The sequence below is a fragment of the Selenomonas sp. KH1T6 genome, from assembly GCF_900108415.1.
Lineage (GTDB): Bacteria > Bacillota > Negativicutes > Selenomonadales > Selenomonadaceae > Selenomonas_B > Selenomonas_B ruminantium_A.
Genome location: NZ_FNWN01000001.1, coordinates 135,609 through 159,454, shown reverse-complemented (window position 1 = coordinate 159,454; position 23,846 = coordinate 135,609). Strand labels below are relative to the sequence as shown.

Sequence of the window (23,846 nt, the reverse complement as noted above, 5' to 3'; positions counted from 1 at the left end):
GAGGTTTGATTTTAAGGTAACAGTGTTTTTCTCCTACTATAGATTTCGACTTGAAGCAGGAATATCCTTCATGTGGGGGAGATTTGACATAGAACTGAATGCTGAACGTCCGTGCATAGATCTGTGTGCGACAGCGATCTTTGAAAAGAATAACTTGTAAATATGACGTTCACCATCATAAAATATTATTTTAATTGCTGAATAGTCTTGATTTTTCCTGATTATATGTGTAAAATTAAAAATGAAAATCATGATTTAAAAATATCTGTGTTTTGCAAGGTATACCCAAAATCATTTATTATTAGGGAGGAATTTTTAATGGCACGTCAGGTTAATTACGATCAGAAAATCGAGGCAATCAAGGCAAAAATCGAGACTAAGACTGCACAGCTCAAGGCTTTGAAGGACGAATTAGCTAAAGTTGAGAAGGCTGCTGCTGCCAGCAAGAATGAGGAAGTAGCAAACTTCATTGTTGGCAAGGGCTTGAATCCGGCAGAGGTTTTGGCAGTTCTTCAGGAGAGATTCGGCCAGAACTAAGTCTTGGACTACATACGTATAGAAAAGCCGCCTGTTGATGGAAGTCAAAAGGCGGCTTTTTGTGGTATCAGGAAAAGAAAATAAGTCCGCATTTCTTACACAGCCATAGTCCCAAAGGTGATTTTCTTGCCTGATATGCTGATGATGGTTCTGATGATTATCTCAGTGGTCTGTAATGAAATCCCTCCAGAGTCGTATATTATAGTAACTGATGAAAAAATATACGAAACTCAGAAGGAGCGATTGTCATGAAAAATGCAAAGAAAATAGGATTTGACAAGGCAATGAATAAGACTGCTGGCCAAGGACAGGTATTTCCTGTGCTGGTTATGACCCGGCCAAGCTTTCCCTGCATGAAGCCGATTGCTCCATTCAAATGCATCGTAAGATGCTCAATATAAAACAAACAGTGATTACGTACATCTGTGTATACAGTATAAGTGTCGGTATCAGCTTGACAACAGTAAGGATGAAGGATAAAATTAGCCACATAATATTTCAACAAGCAAAGGTGCTTGATGACAGAAGTATCATATTTCTGTTGTCAGGCACTTTTTGTTTGCATAGCCCAGTACAGGTACTGGCAATGAATCTTCAATAGCTGCAAATTATGGCAATGGGGCCGACAGGAGCAGGAATCTATTCTGCACAACCTGTCGGCTTTTTTTGAAAGGAGGGGATTTTATTGGTCATAGATTTGAATAGCGATCTGGGGGAAAGCTTTGGAGCGTATACACTGGGGCACGATGAGGAAATACTTCAAGTGGTGAGTTCAGCTAATATTGCCTGCGGCTTTCATGCAGGTGATCCGCTGGTTATGCAGAGGACAGTGGCACTGGCCAGGCAACATGGGGTGGCGGTGGGGGCTCATCCGGGACTTCAGGATTTAGTCGGCTTTGGCAGACGAAAAATGGCGGTTTCACCTGAGGAGGCATACAGTATAGTGCTTTATCAGGTGGGGGCATTGGGGGCTTTTGTCTCAGCTCAGGGGCTCAAGCTGCATCACGTCAAGCCGCATGGTGCTTTATACAATATGGCTGCCAAGGACAGGGAGCTGTCAGATGCTATAGCGGCTGCGGTTTATGACGCTGACAAGAATCTTATACTATATGGCCTGGCTGGAAGCGAGCTTATCAAGGCTGGAAAGGCCAAGGGACTAAAAACTGCCAGTGAGGTGTTTGCAGACAGAAGCTATCAGGAAGATGGAAGCCTGACTCCCAGAAGTCAGCCAGGTGCTTTGCTGGAGGATGAGGAAGAGGCCGTCGCACAGGCACTGGCTATGGCTGGGGAAGGGCAGGCAAGAACTGCCAGTGGCAAGCTTATCCCTGTCAAGGCCGATACTATCTGTGTTCATGGTGATGGTGCAAAAGCCCTGGCCTTTGCCAAAAGAATACGGGCAGCTTTGGAAACAGCGGGTATCAAGGTGGGAAGTTGTCCTTAAGGGAATTGATGGAGGTGCATGAAAATGAAAAACACGATGACTGTACCAGAAGAAGTCCTGGCTGCGGAGAAAGGAACTGGCGAGGAAAAGAAAGTCAAATTCAACTGGTCATTATTGATGGGTGCAGCTTTCCTGATGGCAACTTCTTCCATTGGCCCCGGCTTTTTGACCCAGACTACGGTTTTTACCCAGCAGCTGATGGCAAGCTTTGGCTTTGTTATTCTGCTATCCATCATTCTTGATGTGGGAGCTCAGTTAAACGTTTGGCGCGTGATTGGTATTTCCGGGAAACGTGGCCAGGATGTGGCCAATATGGTGTTTCCGGGACTGGGATATGTTGTTTCATTGTTGATTGTCATGGGTGGCTTGGCTTTCAATATAGGCAATGTGGCTGGAGCAGGCCTGGGATTCAATGTCATGTTTGATATTGATCCCATACTTGGGGCTGCCGTTAGTGCAGGTATTGCTATTTCCATCTTCCTCATCAAGGAAGCAGGACGGATTATGGACAAGTTTACGTTGGCAGCCGGATTTATTATGATTGTACTTACTGTCTATGTGGCCATCAGCTCGGCTCCGCCTATTGGGGAGGCAGCCATTAAATCTGTTTTCCCTGATACTATTGATACGATGGCTATTGTGACTTTGGTTGGTGGCACCGTGGGAGGCTATATAACCTTTTCCGGTGGACACAGGCTGGTAGATGCCGGAGTGACAGGCAAGGAGGCTTTGCCACAGATTACCCGCAGTGCGGTTACAGGTGTATGTGTTACCGGTGTTATGCGCGTGGTGCTTTTCCTGGCAACTTTTGGTGTGCTGGCTGCGGGGATGCAGCTTGACCCAGCCAATCCTCCTGCTTCGGTCTTCAGGCTGGCAGTAGGCGAAGCCGGCTACAGGATTTTCGGCATTGTCATGTGGGCTGCTGCAATTTCCTCTGTTATTGGTGCAGCATATACGTCTGTATCATTCCTGCGTTCCTTCTCTTCGTACATAGACAGCAATTACCGCTATGTGGTCATTGCCTTCATCTTGTTCTCCACACTGGTATTCTCCTTTATCGGCAGACCGGTGAATGTCTTGATACTGGTAGGCACACTGAACGGCTTGATTTTGCCCATAGCTTTGGGTGTCATGTTGTTTGCTGCCTACAACAAGAAAATTGTTGGGGATTACAAGCACCCTGTTTGGATGACGGTATTTGGCGCAGTGGTAGTTCTTATGACAGCCTATATGGGAATCATGGCTGTGACTACCCAGCTGCCTAAGCTGTTTGCCTGAATCATGATTTTAGGGGGTTACCTGCATAGGGAATCTCCTGTTTTAGCTAAGGGAGACTGACATGGAAAACAGTTATCAGATTTTGCCGGTCAGCGAAGGCTGCCTATATGTGAAGTTTGGAGAAAACATAAGCCCTGAAATAAACAGGCAAGCCAGGAAACTATCCAACTATGTGGAGAAACACCCATTTGCTGGTTTTATCGAAACAGTGGTGTCCTATACAGGGCTGGCCGTATTATATGCCCCTGGGGTGGTAAGAAAAGCAGGAAAAAACAAGCTGAATGCTTTTCAGATTGTAGGGGAGTTGATGGAGGAGTACCTGACACAGATGGGCAGTTTGCCTGACGAGCCAAGCCGTGTGGTTGAGATTCCTGTCTGCTACGGTGAAGAATATGGACCGGATCTTGAGTATGTGGCAAGTTACCATGGTCTTAGCCAGGATGAAGTGGTTGATATACACATCGGTGGTGAGTATCTGTGCTATATGATTGGTTTCTGTCCAGGTTTTCCCTATCTTGGGGGCATGAATGAACGCATAGCTACGCCGCGCCGGGAAACACCGAGACTGGCTATACCTGCACGCAGCATTGGCATTGCGGGCAGTCAGACAGGAGGCTATCCGATAAGTACCCCGGGAGGCTGGCAGATTATAGGGAGAAGTGCCGTGGATATGTATGATCCTGCAGCAGAGCACCCGTCCTTATTGCAGGCAGGAGACCTGGTAAGATTCAGGAGCATAAGTGTTGAGGAATACAGGGAAATCAGGGGGGAGGCGCTATGAGTTTCAAAGTACTCAGCCCCGGACTGATGAGCACTCTGCAGGATTTTGGCAGACAGGGCTATCAGAAAGAGGGGGTAAACAATTCTGGTGCCATGGATATCATTTCCCTGCGGCTTGCTAATATGCTTGTGGGCAATGATGAGCATGAGGCAGCACTGGAGATAACCCTGGCAGGTCCTACCCTGGAATTTACCGCTGATACACTTATTGCTATTACTGGAGCTGACCTTTCGCCCATGATTGACGGTATAAGCGTGAAAATGAACAGGCCGGTGGCGGTGGTTGCCGGTTCAGTGTTGAAGTTTGGCGGCTGTCTCAAGGGATGCCGCGCATATCTTTCCATGGCAGGAGGCTATGATGTACCAATGGTCATGGGCAGCAAGAGTACCTATGTCCGGGGCAGCGTGGGAGGATATCAGGGCAGGGCGCTTGCCAAGGGAGATGTTCTTGGCAGTGGTCAGGCAGGCAGCTATGCCAGACATCTATTGAAATACTTGCTGTGCAAGGGTGCCAGATCTTTTCGGGCTGCTTCCTGGTATGTGAGCTTGCCCCATCTAAGCGGGAAAGAAATGAGGCGTCCTATAGGTATACTGCAGGGGTTGCAGATGGGGGCATTCAGTGATGAATCATTGCATGATTTATTGACGAAGCAATTCACGATAACCAATGCCTCAGATAGGATGGGCTATCGCCTGGAAGGTCCCAGGCTGCTATTGAAGGAGCAGCTGGAGATGATCAGCGAGATTGCTGTTTTCGGTACCGTGCAGGTGCCTGCCGATGGAAATCCTATAATTCTGATGGCTGATCATCAAAGCATAGCCGGCTATCCCAAGATTGCCCAGGTCATAGGGGCAGATTTGCCCAGACTGGCGCAGATGCGGCCAGGTACGAAGATTTCCTTCAGGGAAGTGCCTTTGAAGGAAGCGGAAGAGCAATTGCTGGAGATGGAACGCTATCTGAGCAGTCTGAAAATCGCATTGAAACATAAAGCGTAGGGGGAATGGCAATGATCAGCATTGAGGAAATAAAAGATTTGATGAAGACTCTGGATGCTTCCAGCTTGCAAAGATTGGAAATCAAAAATGGCGATTGCAGTCTGACCATCGAAAAAGGGAATAGCGGCAAGGCAATGGTGGCTGCGCCGTCTGCTCAGAGAGGGAAGCAGGAATTTCGCAGCGGGGCCATGGTAGAAATAAAAGCGCCCATGGTGGGAACTTTCTATGCAGCTGCAGACCCGGAAGCTGAGCCCTTTGTGGAAGTTGGCAGTGCAGTAAATCCCGACACGGTGGTTTGCGTTCTTGAAGCTATGAAACTCTTTACGGAGGTTACGGCAGATTGTGGCGGGGAAATTGCAGAGATATTGGTCAAAAATGGAGATTTTGTGGAGTATGGACAGCCACTTTTCAGGGTTAAGGTGTGAGGCATAATGATTAAAAAGCTGTTGATAGCGAATCGGGGAGAGATTGCCTGCCGAGCAATCAGGGCTTGCCGTGAGCTGGGTATAATTTCCGCTGTAGTTTGCTCTGATATCGATTTGGATGGGTTGGCCGCGCAGCTGGCTGATGAACGCTATTGCATAGGCAGTGCACAAGCTAAGAAATCTTATTTGGATATTGCCAGCATTATAGCGACAGCAAAGGCTGCAGAAGCTGATGCAATCTACCCAGGCTATGGCTTTTTGGCTGAAAATGCGGAATTTGCCGAGGCCTGTCTGAATGAGGGACTGATTTTTGTAGGACCAAGCCCTGAGGCCATCAGGGATATGGGGGACAAGGCCGTGGCCAGGCAGACTATGAAAAAGGCTGGAGTGCCCATCATACCGGGGACGGAAGACGTAATTGAAGATATCGGGCAGGCGTCAGAAGCGGCGCAGGCAATCGGTTATCCTGTGCTGATCAAGGCCTCGGCAGGAGGTGGCGGCAAGGGCATGCGGGTGGTTGACAGACCTGAGGATTTGGAACGTGAAATCCGTCAGGCTATGCAGGAAGCAGAGCGTTCCTTTGGCAATTCAGGCGTTTATCTGGAAAAATATCTGACAAGCGCCCGGCATGTTGAAATACAGATTATGGCTGACCAATATGGCGAGGTGGTACATTTAGGAGAAAGAGATTGCAGCACCCAAAGGCGGCACCAGAAATTGTTGGAGGAGTCACCTTCTCCTGTGGTGGATGAGAATTTGCGGCAACAGATGGGAAAAGCGGCAGCACTGGCAGCCAAAGCCGTAAACTATGCTGGGGCAGGTACAGTGGAATTCATAGTTGATTGGGAAAAGAATTTCTATTTTATGGAGATGAATACCCGTATACAGGTGGAGCATCCTGTTACTGAGGCGGTTACGGATACAGACCTGGTCAAAGCACAACTGCTGGTGGCAGGAGGGAGCCATCTGCCTTGGAGGCAGCAGGATATAAGGGTTAAGGGATGGGCTATAGAATGCAGGATCAACGCAGAGGACTATCGCCATGGCTTCATTCCCTGTCCAGGACAAATCAATATATATAGGCCACCCAAGCTGGAAAATGTGCGTATTGACAGCGCTGTATTTGAAAACTGCAACATTACGCCTTTTTATGATTCCATGATTGCCAAGGTTATTGCTTGGGGGGCCAGCAGAGAAGAAGCTATAAAGAGAATGCTTATGGCATTGGAAGATTTTAAGATTGAGGGGGTGCAGACCACGATAGGACTGCATGAAAAGGTACTATCTACTGAGGCTTTCAGGCAGGGGAAAATAGATACCAGCTACCTGGAAAACCATCTGGAGGAAATTCTCAAAGCATGATGGAAACATGAGGCGCTTCTTGAAGCGATAACGAAGGGATGATAAATATGGATATGATGAATGCAAAACCATCAGAAGTCAGGCATCAGATAAGGGCGGGCAGGATTACTGGCCAGACCTCCGGCATGTGCAAGGGATATGCACAGGCGAATCTGGTGACTCTGCCCAAGGATATTGCCTATGATTTCCTGCTTTTTGCTCAAAGAAACCCCAGGCCTTGCCCCTTGCTGGAAGTCAGCGATACGGGGGAAAGGCTCCTCAAGTATATAGCCAGGGAGGCGGACATAGCTACAGATATTCCCAAGTACAGAATTTACGAGCAGGGTGAATTGAAGGGGGAGTACGAAAATGTAGTTGAGTTTTGGCGGGATGATTTAGTCAGCTTCCTTATAGGCTGCAGTTTCTCCTTTGAAGGTGACCTGTTGGAAGCTGGGGTGCCCGTACGGCAGATAGAAGAGGGGAAAAACGTACCCATGTACAATACAAATATACCTTGCCATCCTGCAGGCATCTTCCACGGCAATATGGTGGTATCTATGCGCCCCATTCCCTATGAACTGGTCCCTAAGGCTGTGCTCATTACCGGACAGATGCCAAAAGTCCATGGCGCCCCCATACATATAGGTAACCCGGAAGCTATTGGCATAGAGGATTTGTCCAAGCCGGATTATGGAGAGATGGTAACTATAAAAGATGGGGAAGTACCTGTGTTTTGGCCATGCGGCGTGACACCTCAGAATATCATCATGAATTCCCGGCCTGATTTCGTGATTACCCATGCACCAGGTCATATGCTGATTACAGACACGAAAAATATAAATTTGAAATTTTAAGGTGAAATAGTTAGAATGAGCACTAGATTATGCCATGCAATAGCGTCAGCTGATAGCGATTGCTGGGCAGCTCTTCAATGATATTGGTAGTTTGCTTTTGGGGGAAGGAAGCGCATAGTATTGGAATTTTCGATTGGTCACCTGGCTATAATGGCTATGACCATTTGTCTGGTTCTTGGTGGCGGTTTGTATGCAGCCAGGTCGGTGCATTCATCTGAAGGCTTCAGCCTGGGAGGCCGCTCGGCAGGTGTTCCCATGATAGCTGGGAGCATTGCTGGTACCTGTGTGGGAGGCGGTGCCACTATCGGCACGGCGCAGCTGGCCGGTTCTGTAGGTCTGTCGGCTGTATGGTTTACTATAGGTGTGGGCTTGTCCTTGCTGTTTATGGGACTCATCTATGCCCGTCCTCTGCGCTATACGGGGTTGGAGACAATATCCCAGTATATTGTTGGCAATTATGGGAAAGGGGCAGGCAGGATTACCAGTTGCGCCACTTCCTTTGGCATACTGTTCAGCGCAGTATCCAGCATCCTCCCTGGGATTGGCTTGCTGGCTGCCTTGACGGGACTTTCACCCGTGATATCGGCGGGGTTGCTATTGCTGTTGGTAATCCTGTACGCTTTTTTCGGTGGAATGAAGACGGCCTCTATAGGTGGGATCCTGAAGATGCTGGTACTCTTTGTGACACTTTTTGCGCTGGGATTTGCGGCCTGGCAGGGGCTGGCGGCCTCACCAGAACTGCTGGGAGAGAAACCTGAAGGCTTTCTCAGCATTTGGGGCACCAGCACAAGCGCTATTCTGACCAATGTGGCTTCAGTATTGGTGGGCATGATCTGCACCCAGACATATATTCAGGCAATTTTCTCAGCGGCCACACCCAGAACTGCAGCTGTAGGGCTTATTTTGGCAGCAATGGTTGCCATACCCATAGGGCTGCCCTGTGCCATGATGGGCATATATATGCAGTCTGCACATCCTGAACTTCCAGCCATGCTGGCACTGCCAGCATATCTGCTGCAATATGCCTCGCCATTGATGGGCGGAATGGCCTTGGGAGGCATTGTTCTGGGGGTTATAGGGTCCATTGCGGGTCTTAGCCTGGGTGTGGGCACTATGGTGGCCAGAGATATGCTGGAACCTATGTTGAAGGTGCGGACGGAAGCTGGAAAACTCATGCTTATGAGGCTGTCTGTGGTGGGAGCCATTGCTATAGCTATGGCTATTGCGCTGTCAAATCAGGGGTCGCAGATTTTGTTTTGGAATTACCTGTCCATGTCCTTTAGAGGATGCGGCGTATTTATTCCTCTGACACTGGCTATATTCAGGCCCAAGGCTTTGGATTCCAAGTGGGCAATGGCTTCCATGATACTGTCCATATGCTCCGCTGCAGCAGCTGGTCTGATTCACACGGCCGTGTCTCCCGTATTTGTCGGCTTGGGGGTAAGTCTGGCAGTGGTTCTGCTGGGAATAGTGTGGAAGCGGGTGATGAGACGATGCATTGCGTCACAAGTTCACGCGTGAATTCGCTGGTGATAGTTCTACTGGCAAAAATCATACACATTCAAAAAGGGCTGCCCGCAGCCCTTTTTGAATGTACAAAGAACGGTTCACATTATGTTCAGACACCAGTGGAAATTAAGGTAATTCTAGACTAGAGTGTTTTTGGGGTAACACATTGGAATGTGGTATACTTTATGGTATACAGACAAATAGAAAAACTAGAATGGGTAGGAAACATGGACATAATTGATTTTGCTAAGGCTCGGGAGGCACGTCTGGCCAAGGCGGCCAAGGAAAATGCTGGACCATACGCACGGTATAAAGCTATGGTGGAGGCGCTGGACAGAGAAGATCTGACGGCGATGGAGTACATCGCTCAGAACCATGCCTTGCAAATGGCATATAAGATTGTGGAGCACAGCCCTTACTGGGGTGATAAGCCAGGAGATTCTTCCTTGCAGGTCTGGTCAGCACTGGAAGCTGTGGTGCCTGTGATTGGAGATTTGATTATCGCCAACAGCTATGTGGATGGGGCTGTGCGTCTGGCAGGGCATAAATTTATGGCCAATGAGGTGGGGCTGTGGGCAGCCCGGCGGATGATATTGGACTATCTGCTGATCCTGATTGATGACAACAGCCGTCCTGATGACTGGCTGGATATCCGTGATAAGCAGCCGCTGCAAAACGTCTTTGCGCATTTGGGGTACAAACTGGAATAAAGGAGTGTGGAAGGTATTTTAAATCAGAATGGATTTTCGGTTTAAGCAGGAGGCTGGGGACATGGACAGGCGAGAGTTTCTAAGGCAGAGTGCTGTCTGCCTTCTGGGGTTGATGATGGGTGAGTGGAAGCTGTCGGAAGTTGAGGCGGCCTATACGGAGCCTATGATATACAAGAGGTTCTTTGATTTTACGGAGTATAAAGACCGCAAGGCCACGGAGTTCATAGTGATACATCACACGGGCTTTCCGGGAGTGGATAAGGACTCTACTGCTGCAGCTATACACAAGTACCATCAGGAGCACAACGGCTGGGCTGGGATAGGGTATCACTACCTGATCCGCAAAGACGGCATGATTGAGCAGGGCAGACAGCCCGGGAAGGTTGGTGCTCATGCCCAGGACAACAATGAGACCTCTATCGGCGTATGCCTGGCAGGGAATTTCGAGATTGGCAAGCCTACTGAGCAACAGATGGCAGCGGTAAAGGAATTGTGCTATTGGTTGTGCCGGAAGTATGGGCTGGATTCCAGGAAGAAGGGAGTCATCGTGGGGCATCGGGATCTCAACGACACCGCGTGTCCTGGCAAGAATCTCTATAAGAGGCTGGGAGAGATAAGGCGGTTTGCTTACGACAGAGCGTGAAATGGAGGTCAGTCATGTTAGACAAGCGTATATATGATATATATGCAAATACCTATGATAACAATCTGATAATAGTATTTTACATATTACAATCTAAATGCTAAGATAACCCTTGTCAATGAAGATATTGCAAGGAGGATCCTTTATGAAGAAAGAACATCTCCAGGGCATTTTCTTTGCCCTGGTCTTTGCGGTGCCGGCCTGGCTGTTGGGGCAGGAGTTTCCCATTGTAGGCGGGCCGGTATTTGGCATTTTGCTGGGCATGATTTTTGCGGGGCTGCGCCGTCCTCAGGCGGTGGAAGCGGGCATTGCCTTTACGGGGAAGAAAATCCTTCAGTACGCTATTATCCTGCTGGGCTTTGAAATGAATCTGTTCCATGTGCTGGAGGTGGGCTCCCAGTCCCTGTCTGTGATGATTTTCACCCTGCTCACCGCCTTTGCCGTGGCCCTCTCCGTGGGAAAGCTGCTGAAGCTGGAGCGAAGCACTACCACCCTCATCGGCGCAGGTACAGCTATCTGCGGCGGCTCGGCCATTGCGGCAGTGGCGCCGGTTATCGGGGCCAAGGACAAGGACATTGCCTTTTCCATTTCCACCATCTTCCTGTTCAATGTGCTGGCAGTATTCATCTTCCCCTTTTTGGGGCATCTGATGAATATGTCGGACTTCGGCTTCGGCATGTGGGCCGGTACGGCGGTGAATGATACTTCTTCTGTTGTAGCGGCAGGCTATTCCTACAGCGATGAGGCAGGCGGCTTTGCCACCATCGTTAAGCTGACCCGCGCCCTGATGATTGTGCCCGTATGCCTTATCTTTGCCTTGCTCATGGCCAGGGAAAAGGCAGGCCAGGGACAGGGGTTCAAGTTGGGGAAGATTTTCCCCTGGTTCATTCTCTGGTTCGTGGCAGCTTCCATCGTGAATACCACAGGGGTACTGCCCGCAGAGCTTGCCCATGTCTTGGGCAGCCTGGGCAAGTTTGCCATCGTGCTGGCCATGTGCGCCATCGGCCTCAATACCCGGCTGATGGAACTCGTGCGCCACGGTCTGGCCCCTATCGCCCTGGGCTTCTGCTGCTGGGTGGCAGTGGCCTGCATGTCGTTGTTGGTACAGTATGTGACGGGGATATTGTAAACTGCATAAAGATGTCAAGGTCCGGGGCGCTGCTCCGGGCTTCCTTTTTTCGTGTCAGTATCCTGTTGTTTGGTAGATCAGAAGTTTCTCCCTGGGGTCAGCTTCGCTGCCGAAGCGGCAGTCAATGGTGTCCACCAAGGTTATACGGGGAAGTGCGGCAAGGTACTCCAGGTAGAACTCTGATGGATAATAGAAAAAGAGCAGGATTTCTCTGGGGTGATCTGAGCAGGAAATAAGCAGGTTAGCCATTACCCTGCGCAGAATATCTACTGAGAAAGGGTTGAAGAAGAAAGCACGGTCTGCCCTTGGCGGTACGGTGAAATCTGCGGCATCTGCCTGGACGAAGGTCACAAGATGCCCCCGGGGAGCATTTTCCTGATTAAGTTTGGCCCTCTCAAGCAGCCGGGGGTTGTACTCTATGCCAATGGAATGGCATTTGGTCTGGCTGGAGAGGAAGAAACTTACCCGGCCTTTGCCACAGCCGTAGTCCAGAAGAGTATTTTTCTTGCCTATCAGGCCAGTGCTGGCAACCTGCTCCAGGACACGGTAGTCAGTGGGTTCATAGGGGAAGCGGGTCAAGTCGGATATGCTGTCATCACGGCCTGTGGTCTTGATGCCCAGCAGGTTGTCCCACTCCTGCTCATAGTCGGTCATAGATGGTGCTCCTTTTTCTTGTCTTGAAAACATTATACATCAGGAGGGTGGTTGCGGTGAAGATGGTACTCCCTCAATATTCTTTTGAAGGGCAGGAGAATCAGAGCTTTACACGAATCCTTGCAAAAGGATAGCTAGAACACCTATTTGCTGTTGCTTAAGAAGACTTGAGAGAAAGGAGATGCAACATGGGGGATATGCAAAAACAGGAGAACGCCGACCATGAGTCATAAATTTCACTATCTCCTGGCTCTGCTCTTAGGGCTTGCTACCCCTGGCTTTATGGGGGCGGGGACTACGGCATTTCTTGAAGAGGTGTATAGCAAGGAACATATGGGGCACGGCACTCCTGTGGAGTTTATCATAGTATTCCTGTTTATTGGGATTTTGTGCTTGGGGTTGTTCCTGATTCTTGACCTTGTCAGCGCAATCATAATTCTGCCAAAGGATGGCAGGCGGAAGCGTCATTTCCTGCTGGCTATGCTGCTATATGTTTCCGTTGTACTTATGGGTTGGATAGTAATTTGCGTTTTGTAAGACAGTGTAAAAAAGGTATATGGTAGATACTGCGTACTAAGATGTTTAGGAATTTGACTGAATAACTCATAAAGGTGACCATCTGTTATCAATATATGTTGTTGAGGAAGTGAAGCAGTTGAAGAAGAAAAACATAGCTGCCTGCGCTTTACTGGGGAGCATTGTGGTGTGTCTGACAATTGCCTACTGGATCGGCGCATATTTCGTGGATTATGCCTTGAAGCGTGGCAATGACAATGACCCTATGGCGTTGCCCGCCGCCTGTGAGCGCATTCAGGATAAGGGGCGAACTATTCCGGCACAGCCCGCTATGCCAAGCGAAGACTGGGAAATTGTAGCTAATGATGGCAGGCATTTAGCAGGAACGCATTTCCTGCCAGAAAGATCAGGACACCACTGGGCCATACTGGTGCATGGCTACGGACGTGACCAGCGTTATGCCGGGGACTATGCGACGGAGTATCTGGCTCGAGGATTCCACGTGCTGACTCCTGATTTATGTGCCTCAGGCAAGAGTGAGGGACAGTTCATTACTATGGGAGTCAAGGAGAGTGAAGAAATTGTCCTCTGGACGCAGAAAGTCAGAAACTATGACCCGGATGCCAGGATTGTGCTGCATGGGGTCTCCATGGGAGCTGCTACGGTTTTGATGTCTGCAGCCAGGGAAGATATAATCGATGTTGTGGCAGTCATAGAGGATTGTGGTTATACCAGTGCCTATGAGATGTTTTCTGATCAGCTTGGCGTGATATTTGGTCTGCCGCCGTTTCCTATCATGAGTTTTGTGGATGTGGTGAGTGGTATCAAAACGGGGGCCAGGCTGTCTGAGGCTGCTCCCATAACATCAATGAGCAGGATGAAGGTTCCAGTCCTTTTCATACACGGTGAGGAAGACCGGCTTGTTCCTCCCCGTATGATGGATGAGCTGTACGCTGTCTGCCCAACCATGAAGGAGAAATTGCTGATAGGTGGTGCAGGGCATGGCTATGCCATGCAACAGGATAAGGAAAAGTATTGGGACACTATCTTTGGATTTCTGGATGGAGTGGTGGGAGAAAAGTGAAGAAAATGCTGGCAGTTCATTTCTTCATCATTTGCCAAGGTAAGGCAAAGCCTGGCAGTTTCGATTTTTTCCATCATCGTGTCTCCCCTCATAAAAATAAGACGGGGCAGTCTGCTCCGTCTTATCCTTGGTAGTTGCTGTTTGACCCTTGTCATCGGCAGAATTATAGCACTATTTCTTTGCTTTTGTCAACTGAGTGGTATCTGGAGTATGTGCAAGCAGAAGAAGATTTCTTACCCTTATGTAGCGAAATAAATCAATTTGCGTTATAATATGATGAGTTGTATGTATTCGTCAATCTGTAAACAACCGCCAGCTGAGAGGAAGAATCTGATGCAGAAAAACTACATTTTAGCACTTGATTCAGGCACGGTGAAGAACAGGGCAACCATCTTCGACCAGCAGGGAGAGATGGTGTCCTATGCAGAAAAAAAGATCAGTGTAACTGCCCCTTGTGCTGATTGGGTTGAACAGGATGCTGATGAAATATGGAGTACCCAGCTTTGGACGGCACGTGAAGCTATCCGTCTGGCCAATATCAGTCATCAGGAGATTGCTGCGGTAGCCATCACCAACCAGCGGGAAACTACAGTAGTCTGGAACCGCTATACCGGGCGTCCCGTTTATTCTGCCATCAGCTGGCAGTCCTGCCAGACGGCGCAGATCTGCGAACAGCTGCGGCAGGAGGGATTGCAGGAGGAGATACGTCAGAAGACCTCACTGATCATCAATCCATATTTTTCCGGCACAAAAATACGCTGGATATTGGACAATGTTGCGGGTGCCAGGGATTTGGCGGAAAAGGGTGATCTGGTCTTTGGCACCATCGATACTTGGCTGATGTGGAAACTGAGTGGCGGTGCCATTTTTGCCACCGACTATTCCAACGCCTCCCGCAGCATGCTGTTCCATCTGAAACATTTGCAGTGGGATGAAGAGCTTTTGGAGCATTTCCACATACCCAAATGCATGATGCCGGAGGTACACCCTTCCAGCTATGTTTACGGCATGACAGATCCTGCCTGCCTGGGGTCTGCCATTCCCATTGCTGCCTGCATCGGCAACCAGCAGGCAGACCTTTTCGGCCAGGCCTGCTTTGACAAAGGCCAGGCCAAGAATTCCTACGGCGAGGGATCTTTCTTCCTGATGAATGCCGGCCATAAGTTCAATCACTCCCAGAATGGATTGATTACCACCATTGCCTGGGGCATTGGCGATGAAGTGACCTATGCGTTGGAAGGCAGCATCTTTGTTTCGGGGGCCACTTTGGAATGGCTCCACAGGGGCCTTGGCATACTTTCTTCCATGTCAGACTCCGAGTGGATTGCCAAGCAGGTGCCGGACACGGACAATGTTTACTTCGTACCTGCCTTCAGGGGGCTCTCAGCTCCCTATTGGGATATGCGTACCACAGGCATGATCATCGGCCTCAAGGAGCGCACTGAAAAGGCCCATATCATCAGGGCCGCGCTTTGTGCTTTGGCCTATCAGGTCAGGGATGTGTACGAGGCTGTCTGTTCAGACATAGATGTGGAAATCCAGGACTTGCGGGTGGACGGCGGAGCCAGCCAGAACAATTTCCTATTGCAGTTCCAGGCGGATATGCTAGGCATACCCATCATCAGGCCCTATATCACGGAAACTACTTCCCTTGGGGCGGCTTATCTGGCAGGCCTTGCCACCAAAGTCTGGAAAGATGTAGACGCCCTGCGCGACCTGTGGCATGAGGGAGTTCGCTTTACCCCTCAGATGGATGAAGAACACCGCCGCGCCCTGTATGATGGCTGGCAAAACGCCGTGGACAAGGTGCTGGGCTGGCCGGATTGAGTCACCAACGATGTTGAAGAAGGAGTGGCAGCATAGATGCAGAAATCTACTTACACCAAACGCATTATCCCCTGTCTGGATGTGAAGGACGGCAGGGTAGTGAAAGGTACTAACTTCGTGGGTTTGCGGGATGCAGGCGACCCTGTGGAACTGGCAGCCAAATACGATGAAGAAGGCGCCGATGAGCTGGTTTTTTTGGATATTACTGCTTCCAGTGACAAGCGCAATACCATGGTGCAGGTGGCCAGCGACTGTGCCTCCCAGGTGTTCATTCCCTTTACCGTAGGGGGGGGCATACGTACTACAGAGGATATGCGGGCTTTGCTGAAAGCCGGAGCGGATAAGATTTCCCTGAACACCGCCGCCATCAAGAGACCAGAGCTTATCAGCGAAGGGGCGGAGCGATTCGGACGGCAGTGCATTGTCCTGGCGGTTGATGCCCGCAGGAATGGCGAAAACAGCTGGGAGGTATATATCAACGGCGGCAGGACGCCTACAGGTCTTGACTGCCTGGAATGGGTCAGGAAAGCCGTGGACCTGGGGGCGGGAGAAATCCTCCTCACCAGCATGGATGCAGACGGCACCAAGGCTGGCTACGATATTCCCCTGACGCGGGCTGTCTCCGAAGCTGTGCAGGTGCCGGTAATCGCTTCCGGCGGAGCAGGGGAATTGTCCCATTTCTACGATGTGTTGACAGAAGGCAAGGCTGATGCGGTGCTGGCTGCTTCTGTGTTCCATTATGGCCAGTTCAGCATCAGGCAGGTCAAAGAATATCTGAGGTCCAGAGGAGTGGAGGTAAGATTATGATAGATGCAGCAAATGTTGATGTTTCCATGGTTAAATTTGACGAGAAAGGCCTGGTGCCTGCAGTAGTGCAGGAAGAAAACGGTCAGGTGCTGATGCTTGCCTACATGAATGAAGAGTCATTGAAGAAAACTCTTGAGACAGGCTATGCCCACTACTTCAGCCGCAGCCGCCAGTCCCTGTGGAAAAAAGGAGAAACTTCCGGCAACGTGCAGAAAGTAAAGGAAATTTCCTACGACTGTGACGGCGATACACTGCTCCTGCGCGTGCACCAGACTGGTGTTGCCTGCCATACGGGTACTTATTCCTGCTTCAGCGGCAGGAAACTGATGGGAACTGAGGAAAAGGGCATTGCTGTAGTTCCGCAAGAACCCCAAGTTGCCCTGGCCAAGGTACTGAATGACCTTTATGATGTTATCCAGGATCGCCGTTTGAATCCTGTGGAGGGTTCCTACACTAACTACCTGTTTGAAAAAGGGCAGGACAAGATTCTCAAGAAGGTAGGCGAAGAAGCAGTTGAAACTGTCATCGCCTCCAAGAACCAGGCCAAAGATGAAATCGTCTACGAAATGGGAGACCTTTGGTACCACTGCCTGGTGCTGCTGGCCTATCACAACATCACCCCGGAGGAGCTTTTCAACGAACTCATGAAGCGCCGCAAGGGTGGCAGCTATCATAAATTTACTGGCAAGACTGGTATCCGTCCTGATATGTAATTATAGTAAAACCCGTGGGCATTTCTCCAGGAAATTACTCACGGGTTTTTTGACTGCCAGGGAAATATATGGATTCGGAAGATTTTATTGCTCGTTGTCTCCACGCAAGGCCAGTCCTGAGGTTACTCTGTTATTCAGCTGCTGATTCACATGAGCATAACGGGCGGTGATTTTGGGGTCTCTATGGCGCAAAGTATCCTGGACTACGCGGAGGTCTTTTGTTTGCTGGTAGAGATTGGTGCCACAGCTGTGACGGAAGATATGGCAGGTCTGGCCGGGCTGCTTGAGGCCGGTTATCTTCAGGGCTTTGTTCATGATATAGCGCAGGCCATTGCGGGAAATGCGACCCAAATCGTTGTTATTGGAGTCTGATAAAATAAGGGGGGTGAGAGAGCCCTCCTTTTTGATTGGCTTATCCGAAGGAATGGCATCTATGTAGGCTTTGAGTATATCGAAAGTCTCAGAGCAGGGATAAATGGGGTCCAGACGCCCGGCAGCCCCCTTGCCCCGAATCATGATGATCTTGATGTCCCAGCGGATATCCTCGCGGCATAGCCTGTGTACCTCGATATTGCGCAGACCTTCAACGCCCATCAGATAAAGTATCAGGATATTGCGGTTGCGGATGAAAGGGTCGGGTTCCTGGTCGAAAAACTCGCAGATTTCCCGCATCTGATCCTGACTGTAGAAATTCAGCAGATTGTGGGAAGTAGTGCTGGCTACGCTGACATCCTGGCAGGGATTATTATTGATGAGGCCAAGTTGCTGGGCGGCAGAGAAAAAAGCCCGGATTGACATGAAAACTGTGTGATTGGTGCCAGGCTGGTAATTTTCGGCAATGAGGTATTCCCGGAAAAGGCGCATCTGGTAGTCCGTGACGGATACAGGATGCAGGCCATTATCCAGGCACCAGCCGATGAAATGGTCAATCCAGGAACAATAAGTTTTCAGTGTGTTGCTGCTGGGATTGCCATTGGCTATGTAGCGTGGCAGGAATTCATGGTAATGAGCGGCAAAATAATCCGGGGTAATGGTTTGGCTGATGGAAATCTGCGCCAGGGGGTTGTCGTTGACAAAGGAAACTGCGGAAAAATCATCTTCAGAAATGTGGTTGACATTGTCATACACTTTTTTCATATAAAAAATCCTCGCTGGAAAATATGCCAAATGTTCTGTTCTGACGTTCAACTGTGTTGTACGGGAATACAACACAGTTGAATTTTGAGGAAAAAACAGGCCAAATTTGGCCTGTCCTATCTGCTGTATTTATTTTAGTATTTTTAGCAAGCCTTGGCAAGACCTTTCTCAGCTCTGCAGATCCTCGATAGCCTGCGCTGCCCCCATGATGCCTATGACTGCATGTTCAAAGGTCAAGCCACCCTGCAGGTAAACATTGTACGGTGCCCTGAGGGGCCCATCAGCACTGAACTCAATGGAAGCACCCTGCACGAAGGTTCCTGCAGCCATGATTACCTGATCAGCATAACCCGGCATGTCCCAGGGCTCCGGTTTGGCAAAGGAATCCACCGGCGAATACTTCTGGATGCCCCCGCAGAAAGCAATCAGCTTCTCTGCTGAACCCAGCTCAATGGCCTGGATGATATCCCCGCGCACCTCATTGCCCAAGGGCAGCGTTTTGTAGCCCAGCTTCTCAAACATGCCCGCAGCAAAGATTGCCCCTTTGATGGCCTGGGAAACCACATGAGGCGCCAGAAACAGCCCCTGGAACAGCAGTCTGTTATTAGCCAGGCTGGCTCCCAGCTCATCACCCATGCCAGGCGCAGTCAGGCGGTAAGAGGCCAGCTCCACCAGTTTGTCCCTGCCTGCGATATAACCACCAGTTGGCGCAATGCCGCCACCGGGATTCTTGATCAGGGAGCCTGCCATGATATCGGCCCCCACCTGTGTCGGCTCAAGGACATCTACGAATTCCCCATAACAATTATCCACAAAGCAGATGCAATCCGGATTGATGCGATGAACCTCTGCAGTGATTTTCCTGATATCCTCAATGGACAGAGGATTTCTCATGCTGTAGCCACGGGAACGCTGAATCAGGGCTAATTTTGTATCCCGGCTGACAATGTGGTTGATTTTATCAACCACAACTTTTCCCTCTTCCATGGGCAGTTCCTTGTACTGGATGCCAAATTCCTTCAAAGAACCTGGCGACGGATTATCGTAACCAATGACCGTCTGCATGGTATCGTAAGGTTTTCCGGTCAATGATACCAGTTCATCGCCAGGCCGCAGGATGCCAAAGAGCACCGTGGCCAAAGCGTGGGTGCCAGACACGAACTGGGTACGCACCAGAGCTCGTTCTGCTCCAAAAATCTTAGCATAAAGTTCCTCAAGCTTGCCTCTGCCAATATCGTCATAGGCGTAGCCTGAAGTGGTATTGAAATGACTATCCGATACCTTGCACTCACGCATAGCGTCAAGCACCTTCAAAGTATTGGTTTCGGCTATCTCCTCAACTTTCTTGAACAGCGGCGCAGATTCCTGCAGAACTTCTTTTTTCAACGACAACAGCTTATCTGAAAATGCCAAAAGAACTACTTCCTTTCATTTTTAATTACGGCTTACAATATTAGAAATATGTTTCAAGGTTATTGACAAAGTACCGTCTTCATTATTATTGAATTCCACATACTCAATATTGTCCATATAGTCTGTGGGAATGGTTAATTCTATGCCTGTGTCAGTCTTTAATTTATGCTTGCACATCTTTTTCAAAGTGCTTTCCTGATCCATTTTTACCGGTTTTTCAAAACCTTGTTCCTGAATTGCTGCCTCAAAATCAGCCTGCATAGATGGATTATCTTTGAATACTTCCTTGCCCACAGCCTGCAGATCTAATTCATCTGCACTTTGCATAGTTTCGGCTACACAATTCTTGACGGCAGCAGACAAAGAAGCTTCATTCTGCCCGTATGCTTCTGCAACTTTTTTTACTGTTTTATTGAGACTTTTGATTGCCTCCTTAGGCGAAGGGTCCAATGAACATTCCAGCATGATTTCCGGGAAAACAAAAATGCGATTGCCATCAATTGTATAACGTTTTGAGCTGACTGAAACTGTCATATTTTCTGCATCAATAAAGGCAAATTCATCCATTTTCTGGGTTAGATTTGGCATGATGGCATAATGATTGATAATCTCATTCTTGATGCCATTTTCCGTCTGATTCACTTGATGGATATAGCCAATATGACTGTCGCATTTGAAGATGACGATTTGGCGGCGGTCATCTATGCGTACATCTGCCATAATGAGATCAGCTGAAGTCATCTCTTCAGCATGGCAGAAAGCTTCTTCAAAGGTACGGCCTACATCCTTGCTGAAGGAAATGAAATCTGTCTCTCCCATCATATATGAGTTCAATTTATCTTTGAAGGAGCTGTCCTCATAAAATTCGCCAGGCTTAGCCTCCTGACTATTCCAGGATTTTTCGATATGTTTTAAAAGAAATGTTTCGATACTGTCTTTTATGGAAAGTTCTTCATCTGAATAAACCGTCATGCCAGAATTCAAATCCATGATATGCAGCACAGCTTTATCTATGATAATCATGCCTCTTACCTTCCTTTTGATGCAGCTTCTTTCAAAGCTCTCTGTCTTATTTCCTGCAAGCGCGGCACCATGTAAATACGCAATTTCTCCGCTAGTTCTTCAAGAGAGGACGAATCAAAATCATAATTCACATCTGGTATATCCCAAATGCGGGCTTCGCCAAAAAATTCGTTGCGGTAGATATTGTAGTAGATGGTAAAATCGCTTTCGATAGTAAAATCTACATAATTTATCAGTACATAAGAACCGTTGTTTATTTTCTCTGGTATCTGTGGACGAATGAAAAGATTGAAACCTTCACAGCTTTCCGGCAGAGAACAAGTATCTCCCCATTCTCTTATGCCCATTTTCATTACTATGCTGCTGAGGCTGTCAGGATTGTAAGTCTCCATATCCTTCAGAAGGTCATCGAATTGCATACGCAAAAGTCTTTCAAAATCTTTCAGTTTGGCTGTGATGAATTCTATGCGACAGAACTCAATCAATCCTATATATACGCGTACCTTATATTCATGAGTCTCTTCATGATAGTAGATGACGGCTTTTTTGTGCAGCTGAGGATGAACATAGCTGTAGAGGTCATACATGCTCTCAACGATGCGTTGTTCCCGGCATAGCTGGAACCCGTGGATTATCTCAGGCAGTTCCTTGAGATATTCCCAATCCTTTATTTCAGCTTCTATCTTGGCTTTTGTTTCCTCCTGCATACCATCTTCACCTCAACACCTGATACAGCCTCTGGAAATAATACGGTACCTGCCATTATAACGCCATTGTTTGCCATTTGTCTACAGGACATGGTCTACAAATTTAAAACAAGCATTTCCGAAGAATTTATGCTATAATAAGATTGTAAAAATTTTGCAAGGGATATATTTTCATTGAGATGGGAGGATTGAGTCGTTGCAGGTTGGACTGTGGCGGCGAATTTTATGGCAAGAAACAAAGACTTGGGTATTATCGTGCATGATGAGTGGCTGCGGCCTTATGAGCATGCTATCCGTGGACGTCATGATCATGCCCTCTGGAAAATCAGTCAGCTGACTCAGAATGGCAAGCGTTCCCTGTCGGATTTTGCTACGGGCCATCTGTACTATGGCCTGCATAAGCAGGGTCGTGGCTGGGTATTCCGTGAGTGGGCTCCAAACGCTCTTTCCATTTACTTGGTGGGTGACTTCAACAACTGGCAGGAAAATGAGGATTACAAGCTCAAGCATATTCCCGGTACAGGGGATTGGGAACTGGTCATTCCCGCCGGGAAGCTAAAACACGGTGATCTTTACAAGATGAAGGTTCACTGGCGTGGTGGCGAAGGCGAGCGCATTCCTGCCTGGGCACAGCGCGTGGTGCAGGATGAGGAGACGAAGATTTTCTCTGCTCAGGTTTGGAATCCTCGCAAAAAGTTCACCTGGCACGATGAGAAGTTCAAGGCGGATACGGCTCCCCTTCTCATCTATGAATGCCATGTTGGCATGGGACAGGATGCAGAAAAGGTTGGCTCTTACAAGGAATTCAAGGATAATGTCCTGCCCCGCGTAAAGAAGGACGGCTACAACTGCGTGCAGATTATGGCTATCCAGGAGCACCCCTACTACGGCAGCTTCGGCTATCATGTCAGCTCCTTCTTTGCCCCCAGCAGCCGTTTCGGCACGCCTGAGGAGCTGAAGGACCTGATTGACACTGCTCACAGCATGGGTCTGGCAGTTATTATGGATATCGTCCACAGCCATGCCGTGAAAAACGAGGTGGAGGGCTTGGGCAACCTTTGTGGCGACCCCAACCAGTTCTTCTATCCCGGTGACCGTCACGAGCATCCTGCCTGGGACAGCCTTTGCTTCGACTACGGCAAGGACGATGTGCTTCATTTCCTCCTTTCCAACTGCAAGTATTGGTTGGAAGAATTCCATTTCGATGGCTTCCGCTTTGACGGCATAACCTCTATGCTCTACTACAGCCACGGTCTGGGTGAAGCCTTCATGAGCTATGGAGATTATTTCAACGGTCATCAGGATGATAATGCCATCTGCTACCTGACTTTGGCAAACAAGCTCATCCATGAAGTGAAGCCCGGTGCCATCACCATAGCTGAAGACGTCAGCGGCATGCCCGGCCTGGCTGCCAAGTTTGAAGATGGCGGCTATGGCTTCGATTACCGTTTGGCTATGAATGTGCCTGATTACTGGATCAAGACCATCAAGGAACAGAAAGATGAGGACTGGAAGCCTTCCAGCATTTTCTGGGAAGTGACCAACCGCCGTCAGGATGAAAAGACTGTTTCTTATGCAGAAAGCCATGACCAGGCACTGGTGGGAGACAAGACCATCATTTTCCGGCTCATCGATGCTGATATGTACTGGCACTTCAGCAAGCAGGACCGCAACGGTGTAGTAGATCGCGGCATTGCTCTTCACAAGATGATCCGTTTGGTTACTGCTTCCACCATCAATGGCGGCTATCTGAACTTCATGGGCAACGAGTTTGGCCATCCCGAGTGGATTGACTTCCCCCGTGAAGGCAATGGCTGGAGCTACAAGTATGCCCGCCGTCAGTGGCATCTGGTAGACGATAAAGCTCTCTGCTACCATTATTTGGGAGATTTCGACCAGGCTATGCTCTCCTGCATCAAGACCGTAAAGAACTTCCAAAAGCAGCCTGTCATTGAAATCTGGCACAATGACGGCGACCAGGTACTGGCCTATATGCGTGGCGATCTGATTTTCGTCTTTAATTTCTCCCCCACCCGTTCCTTCCCGGATTACGGCTTCCTGGTGCCCAAAGGGAAGTACAAGGTCATGCTGAATACCGATGCAGTGGAATTCGGCGGCAACGGACTGGCTGACGACAGCGTAATCCACGCCACCAACTTTGACCCCCTGTATGAAAAAGACGGCAAGGAATGGCTGAAGATCTATATTCCTGCCCGTAGCGCCGTGGTACTGCGCAAGAAGTGAAATTAATATTGATTCAATAGAATGACTGCCCCCGGGCGGATTGCAACAGCATCCAGCCCGGGGGCAGTCATTTTGTCG

General features: G+C 49.0%; 24 protein-coding genes. 19 read left to right on the top strand and 5 right to left on the bottom strand.

What is annotated here, in order from left to right; translation table 11 throughout:
- Nucleotides 1-318: 318 nt before the first annotated feature.
- The 13 genes from BLW59_RS00740 to BLW59_RS00685 all read left to right on the top strand — a co-directional run bounded on the left by BLW59_RS00740 (nucleotide 319) and on the right by BLW59_RS00685 (nucleotide 11,643).
- Nucleotides 319-537 (top strand): hypothetical protein, encoded by a 219-nt coding sequence (locus tag BLW59_RS00740; protein ID WP_029544058.1) that lies wholly within the window; start codon nucleotides 319-321, stop codon nucleotides 535-537.
- Nucleotides 538-785: 248 nt separating this feature from the next.
- Complete coding sequence (locus BLW59_RS17915) at nucleotides 786-938, top strand: hypothetical protein (RefSeq protein WP_217634591.1); 153 nt, start codon at nucleotides 786-788, stop codon at nucleotides 936-938.
- Nucleotides 939-1,222: 284 nt separating this feature from the next.
- Nucleotides 1,223-1,978, top strand: coding sequence for a LamB/YcsF family protein (locus BLW59_RS00735; protein WP_081348314.1), 756 nt, complete (start codon nucleotides 1,223-1,225; stop codon nucleotides 1,976-1,978).
- A 24-nt stretch (nucleotides 1,979-2,002) separates the two neighbouring features.
- Nucleotides 2,003-3,256: an NRAMP family divalent metal transporter gene (locus BLW59_RS00730; RefSeq protein ID WP_318258188.1), complete on the top strand. Its 1,254-nt coding sequence runs from the start codon at nucleotides 2,003-2,005 to the stop codon at nucleotides 3,254-3,256.
- Between the two features lie 61 nt (nucleotides 3,257-3,317).
- Nucleotides 3,318-4,037, top strand: coding sequence for a 5-oxoprolinase subunit PxpB (pxpB, locus tag BLW59_RS00725; RefSeq protein ID WP_074695342.1), 720 nt, complete (start codon nucleotides 3,318-3,320; stop codon nucleotides 4,035-4,037).
- Nucleotides 4,034-5,032 carry a biotin-dependent carboxyltransferase family protein gene (locus BLW59_RS00720; protein ID WP_074695340.1) on the top strand — a complete coding sequence of 333 codons (999 nt, stop codon included), beginning with the start codon at nucleotides 4,034-4,036 and terminating at the stop codon, nucleotides 5,030-5,032. The genes pxpB and BLW59_RS00720 overlap by 4 nt, the downstream gene beginning before the upstream one ends.
- 11 nt (nucleotides 5,033-5,043) lie before the next feature.
- Entirely contained in the window at nucleotides 5,044-5,457 is a 414-nt protein-coding gene (locus BLW59_RS00715; protein WP_074695338.1) for an acetyl-CoA carboxylase biotin carboxyl carrier protein, read from the top strand.
- A 6-nt stretch (nucleotides 5,458-5,463) separates the two neighbouring features.
- Nucleotides 5,464-6,819: an acetyl-CoA carboxylase biotin carboxylase subunit gene (gene accC, locus BLW59_RS00710; RefSeq protein WP_074695336.1), complete on the top strand. Its 1,356-nt coding sequence runs from the start codon at nucleotides 5,464-5,466 to the stop codon at nucleotides 6,817-6,819.
- A gap of 47 nt (nucleotides 6,820-6,866) precedes the next feature.
- Entirely contained in the window at nucleotides 6,867-7,652 is a 786-nt protein-coding gene (locus tag BLW59_RS00705) for a putative hydro-lyase (RefSeq protein WP_074695334.1), read from the top strand.
- 120 nt (nucleotides 7,653-7,772) lie between these two features.
- Nucleotides 7,773-9,173 (top strand): sodium:solute symporter family protein, encoded by a 1,401-nt coding sequence (locus tag BLW59_RS00700; protein ID WP_074695333.1) that lies wholly within the window; start codon nucleotides 7,773-7,775, stop codon nucleotides 9,171-9,173.
- A gap of 215 nt (nucleotides 9,174-9,388) precedes the next feature.
- On the top strand, nucleotides 9,389-9,871 hold the full coding sequence (locus BLW59_RS00695) for a hypothetical protein (RefSeq protein ID WP_074695331.1): 483 nt from the start codon (nucleotides 9,389-9,391) through the stop codon (nucleotides 9,869-9,871).
- 61 nt (nucleotides 9,872-9,932) lie between these two features.
- Nucleotides 9,933-10,514, top strand: coding sequence for a peptidoglycan recognition family protein (locus tag BLW59_RS00690; protein WP_074695329.1), 582 nt, complete (start codon nucleotides 9,933-9,935; stop codon nucleotides 10,512-10,514).
- 145 nt (nucleotides 10,515-10,659) lie between these two features.
- Nucleotides 10,660-11,643, top strand: coding sequence for a YeiH family protein (locus BLW59_RS00685; protein WP_074695327.1), 984 nt, complete (start codon nucleotides 10,660-10,662; stop codon nucleotides 11,641-11,643).
- Nucleotides 11,644-11,697: 54 nt separating this feature from the next.
- Here the strand turns inward: BLW59_RS00685 and BLW59_RS00680 are convergent, their stop codons facing one another.
- Nucleotides 11,698-12,297, bottom strand: coding sequence for a class I SAM-dependent methyltransferase (locus tag BLW59_RS00680; protein WP_074695325.1), 600 nt, complete (start codon nucleotides 12,295-12,297; stop codon nucleotides 11,698-11,700).
- A gap of 222 nt (nucleotides 12,298-12,519) precedes the next feature.
- Between BLW59_RS00680 and BLW59_RS00675 the strand changes: the two genes are divergently transcribed.
- The 5 genes from BLW59_RS00675 to hisIE all read left to right on the top strand — a co-directional run bounded on the left by BLW59_RS00675 (nucleotide 12,520) and on the right by hisIE (nucleotide 17,244).
- The gene (locus tag BLW59_RS00675) at nucleotides 12,520-12,834 is read left to right on the top strand and encodes a hypothetical protein (RefSeq protein WP_029544038.1); all 315 of its coding nucleotides are present in this window, start codon (nucleotides 12,520-12,522) and stop codon (nucleotides 12,832-12,834) included.
- 118 nt (nucleotides 12,835-12,952) lie between these two features.
- Nucleotides 12,953-13,897 carry an alpha/beta hydrolase gene (locus tag BLW59_RS00670; protein WP_081348312.1) on the top strand — a complete coding sequence of 315 codons (945 nt, stop codon included), beginning with the start codon at nucleotides 12,953-12,955 and terminating at the stop codon, nucleotides 13,895-13,897.
- A gap of 333 nt (nucleotides 13,898-14,230) precedes the next feature.
- A complete protein-coding gene (glpK, locus tag BLW59_RS00665; RefSeq protein WP_074695323.1) occupies nucleotides 14,231-15,724 on the top strand; it encodes a glycerol kinase GlpK in 1,494 nt (497 codons plus the stop codon).
- Nucleotides 15,725-15,760: 36 nt separating this feature from the next.
- Complete coding sequence (hisF, locus tag BLW59_RS00660) at nucleotides 15,761-16,531, top strand: imidazole glycerol phosphate synthase subunit HisF (RefSeq protein ID WP_074695321.1); 771 nt, start codon at nucleotides 15,761-15,763, stop codon at nucleotides 16,529-16,531.
- Nucleotides 16,528-17,244 carry a bifunctional phosphoribosyl-AMP cyclohydrolase/phosphoribosyl-ATP diphosphatase HisIE gene (gene hisIE / locus BLW59_RS00655; protein WP_029544031.1) on the top strand — a complete coding sequence of 239 codons (717 nt, stop codon included), beginning with the start codon at nucleotides 16,528-16,530 and terminating at the stop codon, nucleotides 17,242-17,244. The genes hisF and hisIE overlap by 4 nt, the downstream gene beginning before the upstream one ends.
- 84 nt (nucleotides 17,245-17,328) lie before the next feature.
- Here hisIE and BLW59_RS00650 read toward each other — a convergent pair whose 3' ends face one another.
- The 4 genes from BLW59_RS00650 to BLW59_RS00635 all read right to left on the bottom strand — a co-directional run bounded on the left by BLW59_RS00650 (nucleotide 17,329) and on the right by BLW59_RS00635 (nucleotide 21,524).
- Nucleotides 17,329-18,381 carry a tyrosine-type recombinase/integrase gene (locus BLW59_RS00650; protein WP_080705978.1) on the bottom strand — a complete coding sequence of 351 codons (1,053 nt, stop codon included), beginning with the start codon at nucleotides 18,379-18,381 and terminating at the stop codon, nucleotides 17,329-17,331.
- A 168-nt stretch (nucleotides 18,382-18,549) separates the two neighbouring features.
- Nucleotides 18,550-19,794: an aminotransferase class I/II-fold pyridoxal phosphate-dependent enzyme gene (locus BLW59_RS00645; protein ID WP_074695319.1), complete on the bottom strand. Its 1,245-nt coding sequence runs from the start codon at nucleotides 19,792-19,794 to the stop codon at nucleotides 18,550-18,552.
- Nucleotides 19,795-19,815: 21 nt separating this feature from the next.
- Nucleotides 19,816-20,817, bottom strand: coding sequence for a nucleoid-associated protein (locus BLW59_RS00640; RefSeq protein ID WP_074695317.1), 1,002 nt, complete (start codon nucleotides 20,815-20,817; stop codon nucleotides 19,816-19,818).
- A 5-nt stretch (nucleotides 20,818-20,822) separates the two neighbouring features.
- A complete protein-coding gene (locus BLW59_RS00635) occupies nucleotides 20,823-21,524 on the bottom strand; it encodes a hypothetical protein (protein WP_029544023.1) in 702 nt (233 codons plus the stop codon).
- A 225-nt stretch (nucleotides 21,525-21,749) separates the two neighbouring features.
- Between BLW59_RS00635 and BLW59_RS00630 the strand changes: the two genes are divergently transcribed.
- On the top strand, nucleotides 21,750-23,768 hold the full coding sequence (locus BLW59_RS00630; RefSeq protein ID WP_029544021.1) for an alpha amylase C-terminal domain-containing protein: 2,019 nt from the start codon (nucleotides 21,750-21,752) through the stop codon (nucleotides 23,766-23,768).
- Nucleotides 23,769-23,846 lie beyond the last annotated feature (78 nt).

What these genes read in the sequence shown, in the direction of transcription:
- BLW59_RS00740 (WP_029544058.1), top strand. Translation starts at nt 319, where the DNA reads ATGGCACGTCAGGTTAATTACGATCAGAAAATCGAGGCAATCAAGGCA.
- BLW59_RS17915 (WP_217634591.1), top strand. Translation starts at nt 786, where the DNA reads ATGAAAAATGCAAAGAAAATAGGATTTGACAAGGCAATGAATAAGACT.
- BLW59_RS00730 (WP_318258188.1), top strand. Translation starts at nt 2,003, where the DNA reads ATGAAAAACACGATGACTGTACCAGAAGAAGTCCTGGCTGCGGAGAAA.
- pxpB (WP_074695342.1), top strand. Translation starts at nt 3,318, where the DNA reads ATGGAAAACAGTTATCAGATTTTGCCGGTCAGCGAAGGCTGCCTATAT.
- BLW59_RS00720 (WP_074695340.1), top strand. Translation starts at nt 4,034, where the DNA reads ATGAGTTTCAAAGTACTCAGCCCCGGACTGATGAGCACTCTGCAGGAT.
- BLW59_RS00715 (WP_074695338.1), top strand. Translation starts at nt 5,044, where the DNA reads ATGATCAGCATTGAGGAAATAAAAGATTTGATGAAGACTCTGGATGCT.
- accC (WP_074695336.1), top strand. Translation starts at nt 5,464, where the DNA reads ATGATTAAAAAGCTGTTGATAGCGAATCGGGGAGAGATTGCCTGCCGA.
- BLW59_RS00705 (WP_074695334.1), top strand. Translation starts at nt 6,867, where the DNA reads ATGGATATGATGAATGCAAAACCATCAGAAGTCAGGCATCAGATAAGG.
- BLW59_RS00695 (WP_074695331.1), top strand. Translation starts at nt 9,389, where the DNA reads ATGGACATAATTGATTTTGCTAAGGCTCGGGAGGCACGTCTGGCCAAG.
- BLW59_RS00690 (WP_074695329.1), top strand. Translation starts at nt 9,933, where the DNA reads ATGGACAGGCGAGAGTTTCTAAGGCAGAGTGCTGTCTGCCTTCTGGGG.
- BLW59_RS00685 (WP_074695327.1), top strand. Translation starts at nt 10,660, where the DNA reads ATGAAGAAAGAACATCTCCAGGGCATTTTCTTTGCCCTGGTCTTTGCG.
- BLW59_RS00680 (WP_074695325.1), bottom strand. Translation starts at nt 12,297, where the DNA reads ATGACCGACTATGAGCAGGAGTGGGACAACCTGCTGGGCATCAAGACC.
- BLW59_RS00675 (WP_029544038.1), top strand. Translation starts at nt 12,520, where the DNA reads ATGAGTCATAAATTTCACTATCTCCTGGCTCTGCTCTTAGGGCTTGCT.
- glpK (WP_074695323.1), top strand. Translation starts at nt 14,231, where the DNA reads ATGCAGAAAAACTACATTTTAGCACTTGATTCAGGCACGGTGAAGAAC.
- hisF (WP_074695321.1), top strand. Translation starts at nt 15,761, where the DNA reads ATGCAGAAATCTACTTACACCAAACGCATTATCCCCTGTCTGGATGTG.
- hisIE (WP_029544031.1), top strand. Translation starts at nt 16,528, where the DNA reads ATGATAGATGCAGCAAATGTTGATGTTTCCATGGTTAAATTTGACGAG.
- BLW59_RS00650 (WP_080705978.1), bottom strand. Translation starts at nt 18,381, where the DNA reads ATGAAAAAAGTGTATGACAATGTCAACCACATTTCTGAAGATGATTTT.
- BLW59_RS00640 (WP_074695317.1), bottom strand. Translation starts at nt 20,817, where the DNA reads ATGATTATCATAGATAAAGCTGTGCTGCATATCATGGATTTGAATTCT.
- BLW59_RS00635 (WP_029544023.1), bottom strand. Translation starts at nt 21,524, where the DNA reads ATGCAGGAGGAAACAAAAGCCAAGATAGAAGCTGAAATAAAGGATTGG.
- BLW59_RS00630 (WP_029544021.1), top strand. Translation starts at nt 21,750, where the DNA reads ATGGCAAGAAACAAAGACTTGGGTATTATCGTGCATGATGAGTGGCTG.